Origin of the sequence: Polaromonas vacuolata, from assembly GCF_012584515.1 — a bacterium.
In the GTDB taxonomy this organism is placed as follows: Bacteria; Pseudomonadota; Gammaproteobacteria; order Burkholderiales; family Burkholderiaceae_C; genus Polaromonas; species Polaromonas vacuolata.
This window is the reverse complement of the sequence record NZ_CP051461.1, coordinates 3,517,651-3,537,054: the sequence shown is the minus strand read 5'-3', so window position 1 is coordinate 3,537,054 and position 19,404 is coordinate 3,517,651. Positions and strand designations below refer to the sequence as shown.

Genomic DNA, 19,404 nt, shown 5'->3' with positions numbered 1-19,404 from the left:
CCGAAAGCGTCGAGTATGGCACGGCATTGATGCGCACATTAGCAATAAAACTAGCTTCGATCCGAATGTTAATTTTATCGATTGATACTGCGATATACAACTTGCTCAAGTATCGCTTTGAGCGTTTTTTGTGCAAATCTACCAGTCACCTGTCAGTGCACATCTTTGTCAGCGAATTTCATCAGTCAACAAGCTTTAATAGCGGCTCTTCAATCATGTCTTTGACATCGTCTAGTCAAACCTGTGGATGCTTGCAATGTTGACCGTGCCGCCCGGGTGGCCAGCAGCGTCAAACATAAGCGCCAAGGTATTCAAATGTTTTAGTGGTCTAAATTGTCACTTTTCTTGACTTTTTATGACCTTGTTCCAGTGTTGCTCTGCGTTGTTTTGATGGACAATAGGACATAGACCGTTAGCCATAAGTGATACGAGTGAGCGCATCTGTCTCTAAACCGATCTACGCCCTGCGGCTAGGCGAGTAATGAGCGCTTATCAGCGCAGCGTCTGATGCCGGACACTGCGCTGGTATTCGCTCATCAGTTACTTAGTACGCGCCTTGTAGCTAGTAGTACAAGCCCAGCGCGCACTGATGGCTTTGCTTTTTACTTACCGGCCTTTTTCAAATACCGGTAGTAATCACTGTCGGTTGTTAGGATCATCACCGAGTTCTCGTTTTGGCCTTCTTTGTAGGCTTCTAAGGTACGAGAGAATGCATAAAACTCAGGATCGGCGTTGTAGGCTTCGCCATAAATGCGAGTCGCTTCAGCGTCGGCCTTGCCTCGGATCTCTTGAACTTTGCGGTAAGCACTGGAGCGAATTTCGCTCAGCTCTTTGCCCATGGTGCCGAGAATCTCGGCGCTTTGGCCTTCGCCTTCTGAGCGGAACTGCGCGGCGATGCGCTTACGTTCCGAAATCATCCGCGAATAAACCCGCTCGCGTACGCTTTCTACGTAGTCAAGGCGCTTGATGCGCACGTCAACCAACTCTATGCCGTACTGGGGCATGATTTTGCGCGCTTCGGTCAAAATGTTGCGGGTGATTTCTTCACGGCCGCGCGAGATTTTTTGGTTTAACTGCGCCTGCACTTCTGCTGGCACTTCTTCCATTACCTTGTCGCCTGGTGCTTTCCATGAGGCGCTGCGTACTAGCTCGACTAACTCGCTGCCCGAGACTTGGTCACGCACCACCGAGTCGATGATGTCGTCCAGACGGGAACGGGCGCCCGCTTCTGTGGCGACACTTTCAAGAAAAGTCGTGGCATCAGCGATGCGCCAGCGCGCGGTTGTGTCTATCCAAATGAACTCTCTGCCCTTGGTGGGGATTTGGTTCGGTGCGCCGTCCCAGATTAACAAGCGTTTCTCGAACAAGCGAACGTCTTGAATAAACGGAACTTTGACATGCAGACCAGCGTCGGTGACGGGCTGCCCTATAGGCCGACCGAACTGAACGATGATGGCTTGCTCGCCCTCTTCCAGAGTGTAGAAAGTGCCTGAGAAGGCGACGATGGCCGCGAGAATCAAGGCCCCAAAACCGATGTTGATGGATTTTTTCATTGTGGTTTTACTCCTTTAATGCCGGTTGTTGAGCCGCTGGCGGGTGCGGTCAACTGGCCGCCGTCCATGCTGAGCAATGGCAACATGGCACGCTGTTCACTGTCGACGATGTAGACGGCTTTTGCGTCTGGCAATATGCTGCCCATGGCTTCTAGGTAAAGACGGCGGCGGGTGACTTCTGGGGACTTTTTGTAGTCGGTCAGAATCGCGGTAAAGCGCGTCGCTTCGCCTTTTGCACGGTTGACTCGCTCTAGGGCATAACCTTCGGCGATGGTGACGGTCTGGACGGCCTCGCCGCGTGCTTTGGGAATCTCACGGTTGGCTTGCTCTTGCGCTTGGTTAATGGTGCGCTCTTTGTCTTGGCGCGCCTCGTTCACTTCGTTGAACGCCGGCTTGACGCTGTCTGGCGGCGTCACATCTTGCAGCTCTACCGTCACCAGCCTCACGCCAGTGCCGTAGGACGTGAGAATTTCTTGCATTTCTTCTTTCACCTGCAAGGAAATAGCCACTCGGCCTACAGTCAAGACATCGCTGCCTAAACGGTTGCCGACCACTCTGCGCATGACTGCTTCTGAGGTGTCGCGTATGGTCTGGCGCGACTGGCGCACGTTAAATAAGTATTTGGTCGGGTCTTCAATTCGGTACTGAACAATCCACTGCACATCGATCACGTTAAGGTCGCCACTTAGCATTAATGAGACTTCTTTGAACGGGTTGCTGTTGTCCGCATATTGGGTGCGAGGACCGCCAGTAGAGGTGGTGACAAAACCAAACTCTTCTTTCAGCACGCGGGCTGTTGGCACCATGCGCACTTTTTCAATCCCGTTAGGAAACTTGAAATGTAGGCCCGGGCCAACCGTGCGGTTGACCGCGCCAAAGCGCTGCACTATGCCGGTTTCTTCGGGTTGCACAGTGAACCAGCTTGTGACGACAAAAAACAAAAGCAGCACGCCAACGGCAACCGTGCCTATTGTTTTGCTGCCGAGCGCGCTGGCGCGTTTGCGAATCGCTTCGACGACGTCTTCGGGGTCTTTAATCGACATGGTTTTCCTTTCAAGGAAGATGGCGATGCTGCGCGACATGCGGCAGCGTATCTAGAGAGATAAAAAAAGTGTGAACAGCGCCGCACTCTTAAGGGTGCGATGGCGTTGTCCGCGGTCCGTAAAGCGTGTGGCGCTTGTCACGGTTGTCGGCTGTCTTTAGCCGAACGGGTTGCGGGGTGGCTGAGCGCGTGCGTCAAGTGCAGCGTCGGAGTGATGACTTTTTGCCGGTTATAGCAAGAGGTCTGAATGGATTGTTTTATTCATCATTCGCTGGGCAGAAGCTAACTTTTTTTACTTCCATTGGTCAACGAATTAATGCATTTGAAAGGTTATTGTAAGCTTTGATAAAGAATTAACTCTTTACGGTAAAGAAAAGCCACTTAACTTTAAGTGTTTACCTGAACTCAAATCTTTATAAAAAACTGGTCGATGCGTGATTCAGTGAAATTATTTAGCCTTATTTCTTGGCATTTTTTTAGATGCGCGCTTTTAAGGTCAGCGTGAATTTGGCGTGGGTTGATCGCTATTTATCACGCTGTATTTATAAAGTACGTCAATTGCTTTAATTTTTCTAATTACGAAAATACTAGTCCACTGGCTTTCAAAACTTCTTGGCTGTCTAGCCAGGGTTTGCTAACCAATAGTGCCGAGGCAGCCATTGTTTTTTCTGTGATTTGACCAAAGAACATGATTACCAAACTATTTGGCACTGGTGGCTGCTTACAGGCGTGATAAAAACCTTGACGTAAAACATCTACAAACAGCTTTTTTTCTTTTTCGTAAGCCGTATCTGACGGATCTAACAGGGGCTTTATTAAATCAAATTTGAATACGCTTGGGTTCTGAAAGTGTCGTAAAAATTCTTCAGGTTGCTGGATTGGGTTTAATTTTTCTAGTCCCTGCATCAGACTTTTTATAGTTCTAAGGCGACTTTCTTCATAAGCTTTTATTTTGTCGGGACATGTATTCGATGCAGTTTTTATTTTTTCTAATATTTCACTACGGTTATTTTTGTCTAAACCAGTTTTAGTTGTATTGATTAGATTAAAAAAATTCTGAAGCGATGCATTCTCAGTAGAAATATCGTCTATTTTTTCTAGTGTATTGTTTGCTCCCTTTTTTTCAATTTTGAAGCCAACCACTTTTCCTAGATTCATAATGATTTGTGTGGGTTTATTGCTTTGTATATATTTTCTCAATGCAGATTTATCTGCTTTGGCAAGCGTCTTATCTGGCAAACTGTTGACTATTCCTAAAAGCGCAGACTGCTCTGCTGAACGCCCTGCAAACCAATCCAATATTTTTGTGAAAAATGTACGATTTCCTGTTAGAGGAATTTCTGCTTTAAAAAATTCTTGTTGTTCCAAATATTTTTTAGGTGATGTCTTTTCAGAAATAGTCGAAGTGTTTAGCGTATCGACCAGAGTCACTATATTGTCGATATAGCAATGAGGGTTTCCTCTTTGACGTTCTTCAGTTTTTAAGGCGTTAGCTTCTTGAGCGACTAAATCACTTATTTTTTCTGGTGACAATGTGGCGATAGGTCTAGTTTTTTCCACTCTTGAAAAATTGTTAACCACCAGATCTTGAAAAAATTTTTGAATCCCTTCTTTGAATGCGATATTTGCCGCGCTTTCATCCTGATCTGCCATTTTTTCAAGTGACGTATCCACCATTTTTCGTATATTTTCCAAAGTGTTTGTTTTAGTTTTTTCCCATAAGTTAGTAGACTCCGTCGAAGTCGAAGTCGAAGTCGAGCTTGACGATGACGTTGACGTTGCTGATATTGAGCGTATGAAGCCGGTAAAATTACTTGCTTTACCAGACAGAATATCTAAAGCTTGCTGGCCAGTTTCGGAGACTATTTGTGAAAATCTATGTGTTTTTATATTGCTTGAAGGGTTAGGCACTATTTCCAACGCTTGAGTCGCAGGTATATTTTGATTCGCAAATCCCGCTGCCATAGTCCAAACCAGATCATCGAAGTCGCCTACCCATAGGTCTTGGTCACTAGCGTCTAGCAGACCATTTTGTGGATTGAATAAAAACATACTGCTGGTTAGCAAAGATTCCATCGATATATTTAATTTTCTTAAGATTTGTTCTTGTACAAATTTTTCACCTTCTTGTTTAGTAAAAATTTTTTCTACTACAAGACTTTGTACTGAACTAGATAAATCTTTAAAGATAGCTTGCCTACGCCCCAGCATTCCAACGAGTACCGGTTTTTCTCTGTCATAAAAGTCATCTCTTTTTTCTGAGTCAGTTTCATTTTTTAGTGCGTTAATCATTATTTGACTAAGCAAATTTTTTAAGATCTCTCTTTCCTTGTCTTGCACTATGCTGTGCAAGGTGTTTTTTCCAATAATTCCGTTATGTCCTTTTGTAGGCCACTCTTTTTGAAGCTCTTTTTCTAGGCTCAAAAATTCGGTATGGATTGCTTTGCGCGCCGCCTCAAATTCAATACCACTGGCGATTGCGGATAAATTTTTAAGCTGGTAGTTTTTGATGCCGCGGATTCAAGTCTGAAGTGCAACTTTGAAATTAACCGTACGGGTGGGTGAGATGTGAGAGCATCCAAGCTTCCCGACTACCAAGTCAAAGTTGCCCAGAATGATTTACACACACCTCACCCGTGACGAACGTTACCAGATTGCAATCCTCGTCAAAGCAAACTTCAATCAAAGTGAAATTGCAAAAATGATGGACCGTGATAAATCGAGCATCAGCCGTGAGTTGCGTCGTAACCGCGGTCTACGAGGCTATCGCCCTAAGCAGGCAAATGACAAAGCCCAAGAACGTAGACTTGCCTGCGCCAATAGTCCTAGAGTTGCTGACTCGACATGGGCTGTAGTGGAGGAAAAGTTGGCTGAGGCTTGGAGCCCCGAGCAAATCAGCGGCCACCTCGAAGCTAGCCACCAACCCGGTGTTAGCTATGAGAGCATTTACCAGTACATCTACGCTGACAAACGCGCGGGCGGCACCTTGCATAAAACACTGCGTTGCCAGAAGACGCGAAAAAAACGCAGCAGTGGCCGTGAACGGCGCGGCACCATCTCTCACCAGGTCTCAATAGAACTGCGACCCGACATCGTGCTTGAGCGTGCGCGCTTTGGCGACTGGGAGGCTGATCTGGTGATTGGTGCCGGGCAGAAGCAAGCACTAGTGACGATTAATGAGCGTGTCTCTCGCTATTCAATAATTTTCCACGTGCCATTCAAAACAGCGCAAGCCGTAGGGGACGCGTTAATCACTTTACTCAAACCGTTCGCTCATTGCGTGCACACTCTCACGACTGATAACGGCAAGGAATTTGCCCAGCATGAACGAATAGCTTCTGCGCTGAGTGCAGATTTCTTTTTCGCCCATCCATACGCCTCGTGGGAGCGTGGGGCGAACGAGAATATGAACGGTTTGATTCGCCAGTTTTTCCCAAAGGGGATGCGCTTTAATTGCATCACCGACGATGACATTGCTTTAGCGATGCACAGGCTCAATCATCGTCCTAGAAAATGTTTAGGGTATCGAACGCCGCATCAGGTTTTTATGGAACAGTTAGAGTCCTATCAGCATACGGTTGCACTTCAAGCTTGAATCCGCCTGCTTTTAAAAGCTTCTGTTTTTTCTAAAACACCAAATGATTCTTCTGCTAGTTCACTATATGTCGTGCTAATTTTTTCTAAACGACTAGCTAAATCTAATCTTTCGATTATTTCTTTTTCGTAAGTAATCAGATCTTTTCCTGTTGCCTTTGATTCTGAAAATTTACTTGTGATTTCGGCATTAAGTAAAATTATTTCTTCTGAAACTTTACTAAGGGGGCGAAATACAAATAAAGGATCTCCCTGTGTAGTCGGGACTTTTAGCATGGCTATGCCGCTATGTATAAAGACACGCTCTCGTAAAGAGTTTACGTTTTCTTTAATTAAGGCTGCTGTATCAATATTTTTTTTGTATTTTTGATACGCATCATTGTTTTTATCAATAATGAAGCTTTCATCTTTTTTTGCCAATGGTGTAAGGAGTGATTTGATAGGCAGCAGTGCTCCGGCATCAACGTCGATAGCGTAATAGTCATTTGCCCCATCTTCGTCCTGAACAACGACAATTTGATTGCCGTCGCAGTCTTTCACTGGTTCACCTTTAACTTTAAAAACCTCATGCGGAATTGTCATGTCTGTTTGACCAACTCGCACATAGAGAGATTCATCAGCTGGGTTGTACTCCACTAAAGACTGTTGATTTTTATCACCCACTTTATGCACTAATTGAATTCCTTCTCCACCGGGTGAATGATTAAATTCCACGATATTTTTTATTTGCCCAGATATGACAGGAACAGAAATTTTTTCTGTCTTAAGCAGTGCTTTATAAATTACGCTGGCTTGTTTCAATCGTTCTAAAAAGGGTATATTTTTTTCGGTTTCTTTTTTAATCCGTATGGCGTGCGCTACAGACGTTTTTGACTCTGAAAGTTTTTTAATTTCAAGACCTATATGGTTTTCTATATCTTTTGAAAAATCTTCGAGCGAGCGATAGACAAAAGATAATTTATCTTTATTTGGAATCTTGACTACGGGTGTGCCGTTATGAATAAAAATATTTTTCATCAGATCAGCGCCATTAGATGTTGCCAAACTTCTAAGGTCAGCCTTTTGTAAATACCTTGCATCGCTAGATGCTTGACCGCCAATAACATGCGTTTCTGCTGCTAATTTTTGTAGCAGTGGGTTACTCGGCTGCAAGGTCTGCGTTTCTTGATTAACGATGAAGTAAGACTCTTGTCCTTTTCGATTCGTCAAAATAACGACGGGGTTACCGTCTCCACCAATGACTGCTTCACCTCCGATTTCGCAGACCTTATGCGGAACGGTCAGCTTGCTACCTTCACTGCTGACGATGTAGAGTAATTTTTCTACGGCGTCATAAAGTACGGGTTGTGTCAGTACGCTGGATGGCTGATCACCTTTGCCGGCTTGCAGTTTTTTTAGTTGAACTTTATCGCCAGAGGCGGCCACAACGAATGCTTCAATATTCGTGATGCTGGTTTGGGTGGGCTGTAGCGCTTTACTTTCTAAAGCTTGACTACTATTTGATTCAACACTTTGACTACTTTTTGAAGCGGGACCTAAAGCGGGACCTAAAGTGGGGTTAGGCCTTAATTCAGGTATTGGCTTAGTTGCCGTAGAACTTGCTGCGCGCACATCACGTTGCGCTAGGTGGATGGTGACAGGCTTGAGCGTGTTGTGCTGCTCTGGTTTAGTCAAATTTGGTTTTACTGCTTGAGCGTTTGAACTCGCTCTTTTTGTTGTGGGCAGTTTGAAAATTGATGTCAAGCTAATCAATTTAGGCATATTGTTCCTGCTGATATGTTCTATATCCGCAAATCCTATCGCATAGGTTAACAATTGACTACTGGCAGTTTTGTTGTCTCAGGATACGCGCCTGACTGTGAGTGCGGTGTTATCGAGGAATTTAAAAAATGGGTCACACCAGCCGCTTATGTTCTGCCTTTTAAAAGTGATCAAGGGAACTAAGCACTGCGTTGCAATGGCTGTTTTTGCACACAGCCGCTAATGGATCATCTCAAAGTTAAGGCTCAGACTTTTACGATGCGCGTTGTGCCTGCACGCCATAAGCCAGCAGTCTTTTTTGCATATTCATCACATCTTTGTCTTTGCTTAGCAGCAGGGCTTTGTGGCTGATGGCTAGGTCTATGAATTTTTGGTCATCAGCATCGCGGCAGTTGAGCATTGCTTTGGGTGCTACCTCCACCAGACGCGCGTATTGATCAAACGCTGCCAGCACATTATTGGCGCTGAGTTTGTAGTAACTAAGCCGCGGCACGATTTGTGGGTAGCCCAGCACGCGGGCTAATTCATCGCGCATGGCTTGGGTGCTAATCCAGTCAAACTCACCGGATTGCAAGCCTTGCACGACTGGTTTGGCAGCCAGATCAGAGAACACGAAACAGTCCAAGACTATGTTCGTGTCAAGCACCAGCAATGCGCCAGTGCTCATGCTGCGGGCTTGTTGCGGGCTGAGCCGGCGACCATGTCAAAGCGGAACAAGCGGCATTCGATTGGGCCATTCCACATCGGTACGCGGCGCGATTCTTTGAGGCGCATTTTGCCCGGCAGCTTAAGGTCTGGCGTGAGCACATGGGCCGTCCAGCCGGCGTAGTTTTTCTTCCAGTGCGCGGACAGCTGTGGAAAAAATTCAGACGCTTGCTCGCCGGTTTCGGTTTGGGCTTGCTCGCGTCCGGGGTTGTTGCTGCGGTCGCGGCTAACTTGTGGGGATTCGTCGCGCGCCACGGGTTGACCAAACTCGTCAATGTTTTGGCCTTGAAACTGGCTGCGCCTTTGGTCTCTGCCTTGCAGCGCGGGTATGCCAGCTACGCCGGCGACGTCGATACGTTCACCATAGGGTGGATTAACCAGCATCACGCCGGAGGCGACTGGCGGCATACGCTGGAGTGCGTCGCCACCTCTGAACTGAACTGCGCCAGCAACACCGGCGCGCTCTGCGTTGCGCTCAGAAAAGTCGACCATACGAAACGACACATCACTGCCAAAGACTTCTGCCGTGGGCTCGGTAATAGCTGCTTCGGCTTGGTCTAGCAAGCCGTCCCAGACGTGGGCTTGAAACGGTAAATACTTTTGAAAAGCAAAGCGACGGTTAATGCCGGGCGCGATGTTGCAGGCAATTTGCGCCGCTTCGATGGCAATCGTGCCGGAGCCGCAGCAGGGGTCATAAAGTGCTACGCCTTGCTTGCACAATTCATCCCAGCCGCTGGCGGCGATCATGGCGGCGGCCAAGGTTTCTTTCAGTGGTGCATCGCCTTTGTCTTCGCGCCAGCCGCGTTTAAACAGTGGCTCGCCTGAACTGTCGATATAAATCGTCACGGTTTCTGTGGTCAGGTGGACGTAGACGCGCACATCTGGCCAGCGCGTGTCGACATCGGGACGGACATCGAACTTGTCGCGAAAACGGTCGGCAATCGCGTCTTTGATTTTTAGCGCGGCAAAGTTCAAGCTGGTCAGCGGGCTGTGCTGGGCGGTGATCTCAACCTTAAAGGTTTGCTTGGGCGTGAACCAAATTTCCCACGCCACTTCGGCGGCGGCGTTGTAGAGGTCTTGCTCGCTGCGGTATTGGCGGTGTTGCAACTCGATCAACACGCGCTGGGCTAGGCGGCTGTGCAGATTCAGCAGCATGGCATCGCGCCACGAGGCTTGCAGCTGTACGCCGGCGCGCCAGGCTTTGCCGTCTATGCCGGTGACGCGTTTGATCTCGGTGGCCAGCAAGGTTTCGACGCCGGCGGCGCAGGGTAGGAATAGTTGAAGTTGGTTCATAGTTCTAGATTCAGGTGAGGGCTTTGCGCAGGCTTGCCGGCGCTATGCGCAGGGCTTCCCGGTACTTGGCGACGGTGCGGCGTGCACATTCAATGCCTTGCTCTTTGAGCATTTCGGATATCTGATTGTCGCTCAGTGGTTTTTTTAAACTCTCTGAGCTCACAAACTGCTTAATCAGCGCGCGCACTGCGGTGCTAGATGCGTTGCCGCCGGTTTCTGTGCCCAGCGCTGAGCCGAAGAAATACTTCAGCTCAAAAGTGCCAAACGGCGTGCTCATGTATTTGGCGGTGGTCACGCGTGAGATGGTCGATTCATGCAGACCGAGCTCGTCTGCGATCTCGCGCAGCACCAGCGGCCGCATGGCTAACTCACCGTGGGTGAAGAAGTTTTTCTGGCGCTCGACGATGGCGGTGCTGACTCGCAAAATGGTGTCAAAGCGCTGCTGTATGTTTTTGATAAACCAGCGCGCTTCTTGCAAGCGCTGGGTGAGTGCCGGGCCGCCTTGGCCTTTGTGTTGCTTCAGGGCGTTGGCGTAGATGTCGTGCACGCGTAGACGCGGCATTACGTCGCTGTTAAGCGCGACCTTAAACCCTTTGGCGACTTTGGTGACCAGCACATCGGGCACGATTAGGTTGCGCTCAACATTGATAAAGCGCCGGCCCGGTTTGGGGTCAAGTCTGGCGATGAGAGCAATCGCTGCGCGTATGACGGCGTCAGGAAATCCGCACAGATGAACTAAGCGCTTGATGTCGCGCTTGGCCAGTAACTCCATGGGTTGGCGACAAATAGCCTTGGCCGCACTCACCGCTTGGCTGCTTTCACATTCGAGCAGTTGCAGGCTTAGGCATTCGGCCAAGTGGCGTGCGCCTACGCCGGCGGGCTCCATGTGTTGCAGCAGCTTGAGGGCAATTGTGAAGTGCTGTTCTAGATCTTCACGGTCTTCGAGCTGCTCGGGTTCAGCGCCGGCTAGACCTGCGGCGAGCGAGCTTAGGCTGTCTTCCAAATAGCCATCGTCGTTGAGTGATTCGATTAAAAAGTACAGCGCGGCGCGGTCTTCTTCAGACAAGCGCAGGCTAAGCGCTTGGCGGTGCAGATGGTCTTGCAGCGACTCATGGCTGCGGGCCAAATCAGAGGCATCGGCGTCGCTGTCATCGCCATTGTTTTTACGTGGCTGAGCGTCGCCGCCCCATTCGCCGTCGTCTGCTGAGGTCTCTACTGTGCCGTCGCCGTCCCAGCTTTCTTCGAGCTTGGCTTCAGAGCTGATCTCGGGCGTGCTGTCGTTGTCGTTTGAGTTTTCGCTAGTGCTTTGACTGCTGCTGGTCGAGTCGTGGGAGGGCGTGAATTCGGCGACGGATTCAAATTCTTGAGCCTCTTGACTGACCGGCGAGTCAACTTGGTCTAGGCCGAAGTCCTCGCGCGCTGCGCTGTCTTCGGATTGCTCTAGAAAAGGGTTTTCGTCCAGCATTTGTTCGACTTCTTGGCTGAGCTCTAAGGTCGAGAGTTGCAGCAGGCGAATCGATTGCTGCAACTGGGGCGTGAGCGCCAGATGCTGCGAGACGCGCAGTGACAAGCCTTGTTTCATCTGCGCTGTGCCTACATTCGGAAATGTTCGCCCAGATAGACCCGGCGCACATCTGCGTTGTTGACGATTTCTGTTGGCGTGCCGTTGGCCAGAACTTGGCCGTCGCTGATGATGTAGGCGTGGTCGCAAATGCCCAGTGTCTCGCGCACGTTGTGGTCGGTGATCAAAACACCTATGCCGCGGGCTTTTAAAAAGCCGATGATGCGTTGAATTTCGATCACGGCAATCGGATCAATGCCAGCAAACGGCTCGTCAAGCAAGATAAAGCGCGGCTGGGTGGCTAGTGCGCGGGCGATTTCGACGCGGCGGCGCTCACCACCGGACAGCGCTAGCGCTGGCGAGTCGCGCAGATGGGAGACGCGCAAGTCTTCTAGCAAGGTGTCTAAGCGCTGATCAATGGCCGTTTTGCTGAGTGGTTTGCCGGCAGCATCGTATTGCAGTTCCAACACTGCGCGCACATTTTCTTGTACTGTAAGTTTGCGAAAGATAGAGGCTTCCTGCGGCAGATAGCTCAGGCCCAGACTGGCACGCCGGTGTATGGGCATGTTTTCTATCGGCTGGCCGTCAATGCTGATGTTGCCGGCATCGGCGCGCACCAAACCCACAATCATGTAGAAAGAAGTGGTTTTGCCAGCCCCGTTAGGGCCTAGTAAACCCACGACTTCGCCATTTTTGACGGCTAGCGAAATGTCTTTAACTACCTTGCGGCTGCCGTAGGCTTTTTGTAGACCGTTGGCTATTAACTGGCTGGTGCCTGGTACGGCGTTGCTGGCGCTCGATGCGTTGAGTGGTGAGGTGGTGTTACCCGATTGCATGCGTTTCTTAGTTTTTGTCCGCGCCCAAGCGCAGGCTAGGGCGTAGCACCGGGCCGGGGGTAGTTGTTGGCGCTACTTTGGGCGGCGCTGCTGCTGTGCGTGGTGAGAGCAGGGCGCGTACCCGGCCAGTGGGGTTGGCGGCAGTGCTGTTTTTCGCGCCGCCGTCTACTGTGAAGACATCGGTGTTGTTGTTGTAGGTAATTAAGGCACCGCTTGTCTCATCGACTAAGGTAGTACCGTTGTAGCGGCGCAGTTCAGCGCGGCGGGTGAATTTGACAATGTCGGCTTGACTGTCGTACTCGATTAATTCGCCTTCGCCTTCAATGTACTCGTCAACTCCTTCGCGCTTTTTGCGGTAGAAGGCTCGCTTGCCTGCGGGCGCGATGACGGTGGCAAATTGATAGCCTTGGGGGTCTTGGCGCACATCGACGCGCTCACCACGAATAATGGTGGTGCCCTTGGTGATCACCACATTGCCAGTGAAAACGCTGGTTTGCTTGAGGTCGTCGTAGCGCAGTGCGTCCGCCTCAGCATTCATGGGCATATCGCGGTCGGCTTTTGGCGCACTTTGGGCGTAAGCTGCTGTCGCGGAAAGGGCTGTCACGGTTGCCAGGACAGCCATCAGGGCGTGGAGTTTTTTCATAAGGGGCACGAATCTTGCTGCATAGATTGTTTATTGTAGCCATGCGTTTGAACGCTCAGCTTTTGCAATGTATCTGATTGCCACAGCGTCAAAGTGAGCGTAACAAAATAAGAAGAACACAAAAAAAGCCCGCTGCAAAAATTGCGGCGGGCTTTGGGCGCTGGCGCGCTTTCAAACCAATGCGTAACCGGGTGAAAGCGACGCTATAGGCTGCTTAGGCTTTGATCTGCAAGCCAACCAAATAATCGACCACCGTCAGAGCGCGTTCCATAGACTGGGCTTGCGAGCCCGAGGTGTAATACTTTCCTGCAATGCCTAAAGCCGGCACGCCATCGACCTTGTAGGCGTCTTGCAATTGCACCGCCTTGCGCACCTTGGTCACCACTGGGAATGACTCGTAGGCTTGCATGAACTTGGCCTTGTCAACGCCTTGCTTGGCGATCCAGTTGGCGATTTGCTCGGCGTTGTTCAGGGTTTGTTTTTCAACGTGAATTGCATAAAAAACCTTGGCGTGCAAGTCGCCTAAACGGTTCATGCCTTCGAGCACGTAGTAAAGCCGCTGCTGAGGCTCAAAATCGGGCCGGAAGGCAATCGGAGCGCGTCTAAAGCTCACGTTTTTGGACATCTTGGCTAGCCATGCCGTGAGTTGCGGCTCAAAAGCGTTGCAGTGCGGGCAGCTGTACCAGAAGAACTCGACTACTTCGACTTTGCCGGCGGGTGCTTCGGTTGGTGCTGGCCTGTCCAGCAGCAGGTAATCACTGCCTTCTTTTGGCGCTTTGGCTTGGGCTTGTGCAAGGTTTGGCAATAACAGGCCGCTGCTTGCTGCGGTGGCGGCTACGGCTGATAGTGAGAATTCACGTCTTTGCATGGATATCGTCTTTCTTGGCTTAGGCCGAATAAATAGAGGAATGAAAAAATTCTGGCGCGGCAGGCTTGCCCCAACACAGTGTTTGACGGCTTAACGACAGAAAGTTCAGGTTTATCGCTGGATCCTTACCAAAGCGGTTTCTACCGAGCTTGCATCCAGCTTCTCTTTAATTTTGTCGGCCTCGGCTTTTTTGTCAAATGGCCCCAGTCGAACACGGTAAATCATGCTGCCCGATTGCTCGCGTTCGCTGACTTTGGCCTGAAAACCCAGCAAAGAAAGCTTGGCGCGTTGCTGCTCGGCGTCCTGAGGTGTGCGAAAAGCGCCGGCTTGAATGAAGTAGTTAAACGGATCGGTACTAGGCGCCGCAGCTGCTACTGGCTTTGTGCTGATTTTGTCCATCGGTTTTGCCGCCGCTTTGGCTTTGGCCAAGTCGCCCAGTGGATCGGAAGAAGGGGCTTTGCCTTCGTCGACGGTATTGGGTGGCGCAGCGGTTAAAGCAGGTGGTTGCATAGCGGGTGCTGTGCTGTCTTGATTAAGTGTGCCGGACGCGCTGGCGGCGCTTCTGGCGGGGTTTTTGCCGGCCAATGCTGCGTTCGGGTCCCAATCCTTGTTTTTCTTGGCTTCAGCAGCGTCGTTCTCGGCGCCGTGTGACTGGCCTTTGGTGAGAAAGGGAATCGGTACTTTGGTGACATACACCGCGACTGCCAGCGCCGCGCCCAAGCCTAGCAATACGCCAAGCACCAAGCCCAGTATGGTTCCGCCGGCCTGAGGCTTGCGTGTTGGTTTGTTCATAAGCTTGAAAATCTCCCGTTTGTCATGGCCTGCATTTTTAGCGGCATGTGTTGCTGTTTGTTTAGGCGGTCTTGAATTGCTGAAATGGCTTTACATCTTGCGCGGTGCGCTAACGCCCAGCACTTCCAGACCATTGTGCAATACCTGCGCAGTCGCCGCTACCAGCGCTAAGCGGGCGAGTTTGACGGCTTGGTCGTCGACCAAAATCCGCTCAGCGTCATAGTAGCTGTGGTAGCAGGCGGCGAGTTCGCGCAGGTAAAACGCCACATCGTGGGGCGCAAAGCCGCTGGCCGCGTTGGTCAGCATATCGGGATATTTGGCCAGCAGCAGCATCAAGGCTTGGGCTTGCGGGCTGGTCAGTGGCGCGAGGTCTACGCTATCGAGTGTGGCGAGCTCGCCACCCCAAGCTGCGAGCACCGAGCAGATTCGCGCATGTGCATATTGAACGTAATAGACCGGGTTTTCATTGTTCTTGGCCAGCGCCAAGTCGATGTCGAAAATGTATTCGGTGTCGGGTTTGCGGCTGAGCAGGAAAAAGCGCACGGCGTCTGCGCTAGTCCACTCAATCAAATCACGCAGCGTCACATAACTGCCGGCGCGCTTGGAGATTTTTACTTCCACGCCGTTGCGCATGACTCGCACCATGGTGTGCAAAACGTAGTCGGGGTAGCCCAGCGGCACGCCGGCGTCGGCTGCCTGCAGGCCAGCTCTGACGCGGGCAATCGTGCCGTGGTGGTCCATGCCTTGGATGTTGATGGCGCGGCTAAAGCCGCGTTCCCACTTGGCCAAGTGGTAGGCCACATCGGGCACGAAGTAGGTGTAGCTGCCGTCGCCTTTGCGCATCACGCGGTCTTTGTCGTCGCCGTAGTCGGTGGACTTTAGCCACAGCGCGCCGTCGAGCTCGTAAGTTTTGCCGGCTTCTTTGAGCCGCTCAACCGTGGACTCGACCCGGCCCGAGCTGTATAGGCTGGACTCTAAGTAGTAGTTATCAAAGCGTACCGAAAAAGCTTGCAAGTCTAGGTCTTGCTCGCGGCGCAGATAGGCAACCGCGAATTGGCGAATCGCATCCAAGTCTTCAATATCGCCCGTGGCCGTGACTTCGCGGTCGTCTGATCGCACGGTTTTAAGCGCGACGAAATCGGCCGCGATCTCGGCAATATAGTCGCCGTTGTAGGCGTTTTCTAACCACAGCGGATCGCCCGGGTTGATGCCCTTGGCTCTGGCTTGGGTGCTGGTGGCCAAGGTGTGAATTTGAACGCCGGCATCGTTGTAGTAAAACTCGCGAAACACGTCTACGCCCTGAGTGGCAAAGAGTTTGCAGATCGCATCACCCAAGGCGGCTTGCCGGCCATGGCCTACATGCAGCGGGCCAGTTGGGTTGGCTGAGACAAATTCGACCAGCGTGCGCTCGCCGGTCAGTGGCTTGACGCCGTAGACGCTACCGGCTTTTAGTATGTCGCGCACGGTTTCTTGTTTCGCTTCGGGTTTGAGGCGGATGTTGATAAAGCCTGGGCCGGCAATTTCAATCGCCTCTACCCAGCGGTCAAAGACTGGATTGGCCAGCAGCAGCAGGCGCAGGCTGTCGGCGACTTGGCGCGGGTTGAGCTTGAGGCTTTTGGCCAGTTGCATGGCCGCGGTGCAGGCAAAGTCGCCATGGGCGGCTACCTTGGGAGATTCAAAGGCGGCTTTTGCGCCGGCGCCAGGAGAGAGCTGTTCAAGGCTTGCAGCCAAGGCTGCCAGAAGGTCGTTTTTTATCAGAAGCATGGTTTGATTTTACGGTCAAGCCAATGTGGCAATTTGGTACTGCCGTACAAATCTGAGGGAATGCGTTTCGGACTGCTTTTTCTTGCCTTTTTTGGCTTAATTTTTAATCTCAGTCAGTGGTGTCCGTCAATGACGCTAAAGCGAGGCGTTTGTAGAAACAAGCTACAAATCATAAACCGCAAGCCAAAACTCAAACCTACTGGCTGGAGTGGTGTCGATTTATTTTGCGCGGGCTTGATTGTTCGGCAAGTCTTAGAGATTAAAAGCTGCACGCCTGTGTCACAATCCAAACTTCACCCAAGAGAGCGTTTGCATCCGTTGCAAGCCGCCGAAGGCGCAATCTCCCATGATCGCTCAGGCCCATGTATTGGATGGATAAACGCCGAATCTGGAGAGAGCTGCCGCGCAACGCGGACGCCACCGAAGGAGCAAAACCCAGACGCACGCTGTGCCCGGGGTTGAATCTCTCAGGTACCAAGGACAGTGGGAGCGGCACCGCCTTAGTTGCGCGTGCGCGTCCCATGAAAAATCCCTTTTTTTCATAGTTTGCTGCGCGCCTTAAACGGCGGTTTGCTCAGCTTATGTCTTTGGGAAATTTCAATATGAAAGTCACAGTTTTAGGCGCCGGCGTGACCGGCATTACTTCGGCCTGGTTTTTGAGCCAAGCCGGCCACGACGTCACCGTGATTGATCGTCAAAGCGGCGCCGGTCTGGAAACCAGTTTTGCCAACGGCGGTCAGATATCCGTGAGCCACGCCGAACCTTGGGCCAACCCGGGCGCGCCGCTCAAAGTGCTCAAGTGGTTGATGCACGAAGACGCGCCATTGCTGTTTCGTTTGCGCCCCGACCTGAAACAATGGCTTTGGGGCCTGGCTTTCTTGCGCGAATGCACACCCACACGCACCCGCCACAACATCAAACAAATGGTCAACCTCGGGCTGTATAGCCGTGCCACGCTGCAGAAATTACGCGCTGATACCGGCTTGAACTACGACCACAAAACCCGCGGCATTTTGCATTTTTATACCAGCGAGCGCGAATACGCCGACGCACAAGGCCCGGCTGCGGTGATGCGCGAATACGGCTGCGAGCTGGACATGAAAACGCCAGACGAATGCGTGGCGATTGAGCCGGCGCTGGCCGCAAGCCGTTCAAAAATCGTCGGCGGCTCTATGACGCCTAGCGACGAGTCGGGCGATGCCCATGCTTTCACACGTGAACTTGCCGCTTTGTGCGCCGCGCAGGGCGTGAAATTTATGTATGACACCCGCATCGTCGGTGTGCAAAAGCAAGGCGATGCCATCTCTAGCGTGCAAGTGGCGAATGCTGCTGGCGTGGTCAGCCAAGTTAGCGCTGACTCGTATGTGATGTGCTTGGGTTCATACAGCGCGCAATGGGCTGATTTGTTGGGCCAGACGCTGCGCATCTATCCGGCCAAAGGCTACTCAGTGACTTTGCCGGTGATTAATGAAGCCGCTTCCTACAACGTCTCGCTGACCGATGATGAATATAAATTGGTTTTCTCGCGTCTAGGCAACCGCCTGCGAATCGCCGGCACGGCCGAGTTAGGCGGCTACAACACCGACCTGAACTTGGCCCGTTGCGAAGCGATTGTGCGGCGCACCCGTGCTTTGTTCCCGGATATGACGGACGGCCAGAACGCCCAATACTGGACCGGTCTGCGGCCTGCAACACCGTCAAACGTGCCGTATATTGGCGCGTCTAAAACCCGTAATTTGTTTTTAAATACCGGTCACGGTACGCTGGGCTGGACGCATTCTTGCGGCTCTGGTGCTGCGATTGCTGACATCGTGAGCGGGCGCGTGCCAGACGTTGACTTTGCCTTTACCGGTCAGCTGCCAGCGCGCAAGATCAGTGTTTCGGTCCGGCCAGCGACACAAAGCGCTTAAGGTCACTAAGGCGATTACGTCGACTACGGCGCTGAAGACAGCGAATGCTGATTGAGCGCTTAAGTCTAGAGCGGCTGGTTTAAATCAGCCGCTTTAAACTTTTTTGTCTAGCGACGGCCCAGCCCAAAAACTCGGCTGGCCGTAGTGGTGTTTTAAGAAATCAATCCACAGCCGTACCCGTATCGGCAGATGGCGGGCCTGCGGAAATACCGCGTAAATACCGTTGGGCGGGGCTGAAAATTCCTCTAGCAAAGGCACTAGTGTGCCGGCAGCGATTTCGTCTTGTACTTCCCAAGTGCTGCGCCACGCGATGCCGTAGCCAGCCAAACACCAATCGTGCAATACCTGTCCGTCAGAGCAATCTAACGGCCCATGTGGTTTGAGGTGTTGCAACTCACAGCCTACAGTAAATGCCCAGCCGCGGGTTTGCGATGCTTCGCTCGACAGTGCCAAGCAGTCAAAGCGTGCCAACTCTGAGGGATGGCCCGGTCTGCCGTGACGCGCAATATAGTCTGGCGCGGCTACACACAGGCGCCGGTTGTCGGCCATGCGCACGCTGACTAAAGATGAGTCCGGCATATCGCCGACGCGCACCGCACAGTCAAAGCCTTCGCCGGCTAAGTCAATCATGCGGTCGCCTAGGTTCAGTGAGATGGTCACATCCGCATGTTGTTCACGAAACTTTGCCACCAGTGGTGCGACATGGCGGCGACCAAAGCCAGCCGGTGCGGTCACGCGTAAATGGCCACTGGCCTTGACGCCGCCGGCCGATACGCTGGCCTCGGCATTGGCCAGATCGGCCAACAGGCGCTGACAGTCTTCTAAAAAAGCGCTGCCCTCGTGCGTTAACGTGATGCGCCGGGTAGTGCGCACCAGAAGTTTCACGCCCAGTCTCTCTTCTAAGGCATCTAAGCGTCGGCCCATGATGGCCGGTGCTAAACCGTCGGCCTTAGCCGCAGCGGTCAGGCTGCCGCGTGCGACTATGGCGACAAAAGATTCGAGTTGTTTGAGTTTGTCCATGCGTGGTGTGCGATCAGATTGACGCTGCGTTAAGGCGTAAACAGAGGTTTTTTTTCGGCCTG

At 51.6% G+C, this 19,404-nt stretch carries 15 protein-coding genes and 1 riboswitch; of the genes, 2 read left to right on the top strand and 13 right to left on the bottom strand.

What is annotated here, in order from left to right; genetic code table 11:
• Nucleotides 1-602: 602 nt before the first annotated feature.
• The 3 genes from hflC to HC248_RS16095 form a co-directional block, all read right to left on the bottom strand.
• A complete protein-coding gene (gene hflC / locus HC248_RS16105) occupies nt 603-1,553 on the bottom strand; it encodes a protease modulator HflC (RefSeq protein WP_168923376.1) in 951 nt (316 codons plus the stop codon).
• Nucleotides 1,550-2,596, bottom strand: a complete 1,047-nt coding sequence (gene hflK / locus HC248_RS16100) for an FtsH protease activity modulator HflK (RefSeq protein WP_168923375.1) — start codon at nt 2,594-2,596, stop codon at nt 1,550-1,552. The genes hflC and hflK overlap by 4 nt, the downstream gene beginning before the upstream one ends.
• 575 nt (nt 2,597-3,171) lie before the next feature.
• Nucleotides 3,172-5,019, bottom strand: a complete 1,848-nt coding sequence (locus HC248_RS16095) for a hypothetical protein (protein ID WP_168923374.1) — start codon at nt 5,017-5,019, stop codon at nt 3,172-3,174.
• 190 nt (nt 5,020-5,209) lie between these two features.
• Here HC248_RS16095 and HC248_RS16090 point away from each other — a divergent pair, with 190 nt between their 5' ends.
• Complete coding sequence (locus HC248_RS16090) at nt 5,210-6,190, top strand: IS30 family transposase (protein ID WP_168920864.1); 981 nt, start codon at nt 5,210-5,212, stop codon at nt 6,188-6,190.
• Here HC248_RS16090 and HC248_RS16085 read toward each other — a convergent pair.
• From HC248_RS16085 to argS, 9 genes are all read right to left on the bottom strand, one after another.
• The gene (locus HC248_RS16085) at nt 6,181-7,950 is read right to left on the bottom strand and encodes a hypothetical protein (protein WP_168923373.1); all 1,770 of its coding nucleotides are present in this window, start codon (nt 7,948-7,950) and stop codon (nt 6,181-6,183) included. The genes HC248_RS16090 and HC248_RS16085 overlap by 10 nt on opposite strands.
• A gap of 253 nt (nt 7,951-8,203) precedes the next feature.
• The gene (locus tag HC248_RS16080) at nt 8,204-8,617 is read right to left on the bottom strand and encodes a putative toxin-antitoxin system toxin component, PIN family (protein ID WP_168923372.1); all 414 of its coding nucleotides are present in this window, start codon (nt 8,615-8,617) and stop codon (nt 8,204-8,206) included.
• On the bottom strand, nt 8,614-9,948 hold the full coding sequence (locus tag HC248_RS16075) for a THUMP domain-containing class I SAM-dependent RNA methyltransferase (RefSeq protein ID WP_168923371.1): 1,335 nt from the start codon (nt 9,946-9,948) through the stop codon (nt 8,614-8,616). The genes HC248_RS16080 and HC248_RS16075 overlap by 4 nt, the downstream gene beginning before the upstream one ends.
• Before the next feature lie 10 nt (nt 9,949-9,958).
• The gene (locus HC248_RS16070; RefSeq protein ID WP_168923370.1) at nt 9,959-11,530 is read right to left on the bottom strand and encodes an RNA polymerase factor sigma-54; all 1,572 of its coding nucleotides are present in this window, start codon (nt 11,528-11,530) and stop codon (nt 9,959-9,961) included.
• A gap of 11 nt (nt 11,531-11,541) precedes the next feature.
• On the bottom strand, nt 11,542-12,345 hold the full coding sequence (lptB, locus tag HC248_RS16065; protein WP_168923369.1) for an LPS export ABC transporter ATP-binding protein: 804 nt from the start codon (nt 12,343-12,345) through the stop codon (nt 11,542-11,544).
• A gap of 7 nt (nt 12,346-12,352) precedes the next feature.
• Nucleotides 12,353-12,967 carry a lipopolysaccharide transport periplasmic protein LptA gene (gene lptA / locus HC248_RS16060; protein ID WP_168923899.1) on the bottom strand — a complete coding sequence of 205 codons (615 nt, stop codon included), beginning with the start codon at nt 12,965-12,967 and terminating at the stop codon, nt 12,353-12,355.
• A gap of 235 nt (nt 12,968-13,202) precedes the next feature.
• The gene (locus HC248_RS16055) at nt 13,203-13,856 is read right to left on the bottom strand and encodes a thiol:disulfide interchange protein DsbA/DsbL (protein WP_168923368.1); all 654 of its coding nucleotides are present in this window, start codon (nt 13,854-13,856) and stop codon (nt 13,203-13,205) included.
• 111 nt (nt 13,857-13,967) lie between these two features.
• Complete coding sequence (locus tag HC248_RS16050; protein ID WP_168923367.1) at nt 13,968-14,648, bottom strand: SPOR domain-containing protein; 681 nt, start codon at nt 14,646-14,648, stop codon at nt 13,968-13,970.
• 90 nt (nt 14,649-14,738) lie between these two features.
• Nucleotides 14,739-16,412: an arginine--tRNA ligase gene (gene argS, locus HC248_RS16045; protein WP_168923366.1), complete on the bottom strand. Its 1,674-nt coding sequence runs from the start codon at nt 16,410-16,412 to the stop codon at nt 14,739-14,741.
• Between the two features lie 288 nt (nt 16,413-16,700).
• Nucleotides 16,701-16,792: riboswitch (glycine riboswitch) on the top strand.
• A gap of 222 nt (nt 16,793-17,014) precedes the next feature.
• Here argS and HC248_RS16040 point away from each other — a divergent pair.
• The gene (locus tag HC248_RS16040) at nt 17,015-18,322 is read left to right on the top strand and encodes a D-amino acid dehydrogenase (RefSeq protein WP_168923365.1); all 1,308 of its coding nucleotides are present in this window, start codon (nt 17,015-17,017) and stop codon (nt 18,320-18,322) included.
• A gap of 93 nt (nt 18,323-18,415) precedes the next feature.
• Here HC248_RS16040 and HC248_RS16035 read toward each other — a convergent pair whose 3' ends face one another.
• Nucleotides 18,416-19,342, bottom strand: a complete 927-nt coding sequence (locus tag HC248_RS16035) for a LysR family transcriptional regulator (protein ID WP_168923364.1) — start codon at nt 19,340-19,342, stop codon at nt 18,416-18,418.
• Nucleotides 19,343-19,404 lie beyond the last annotated feature (62 nt).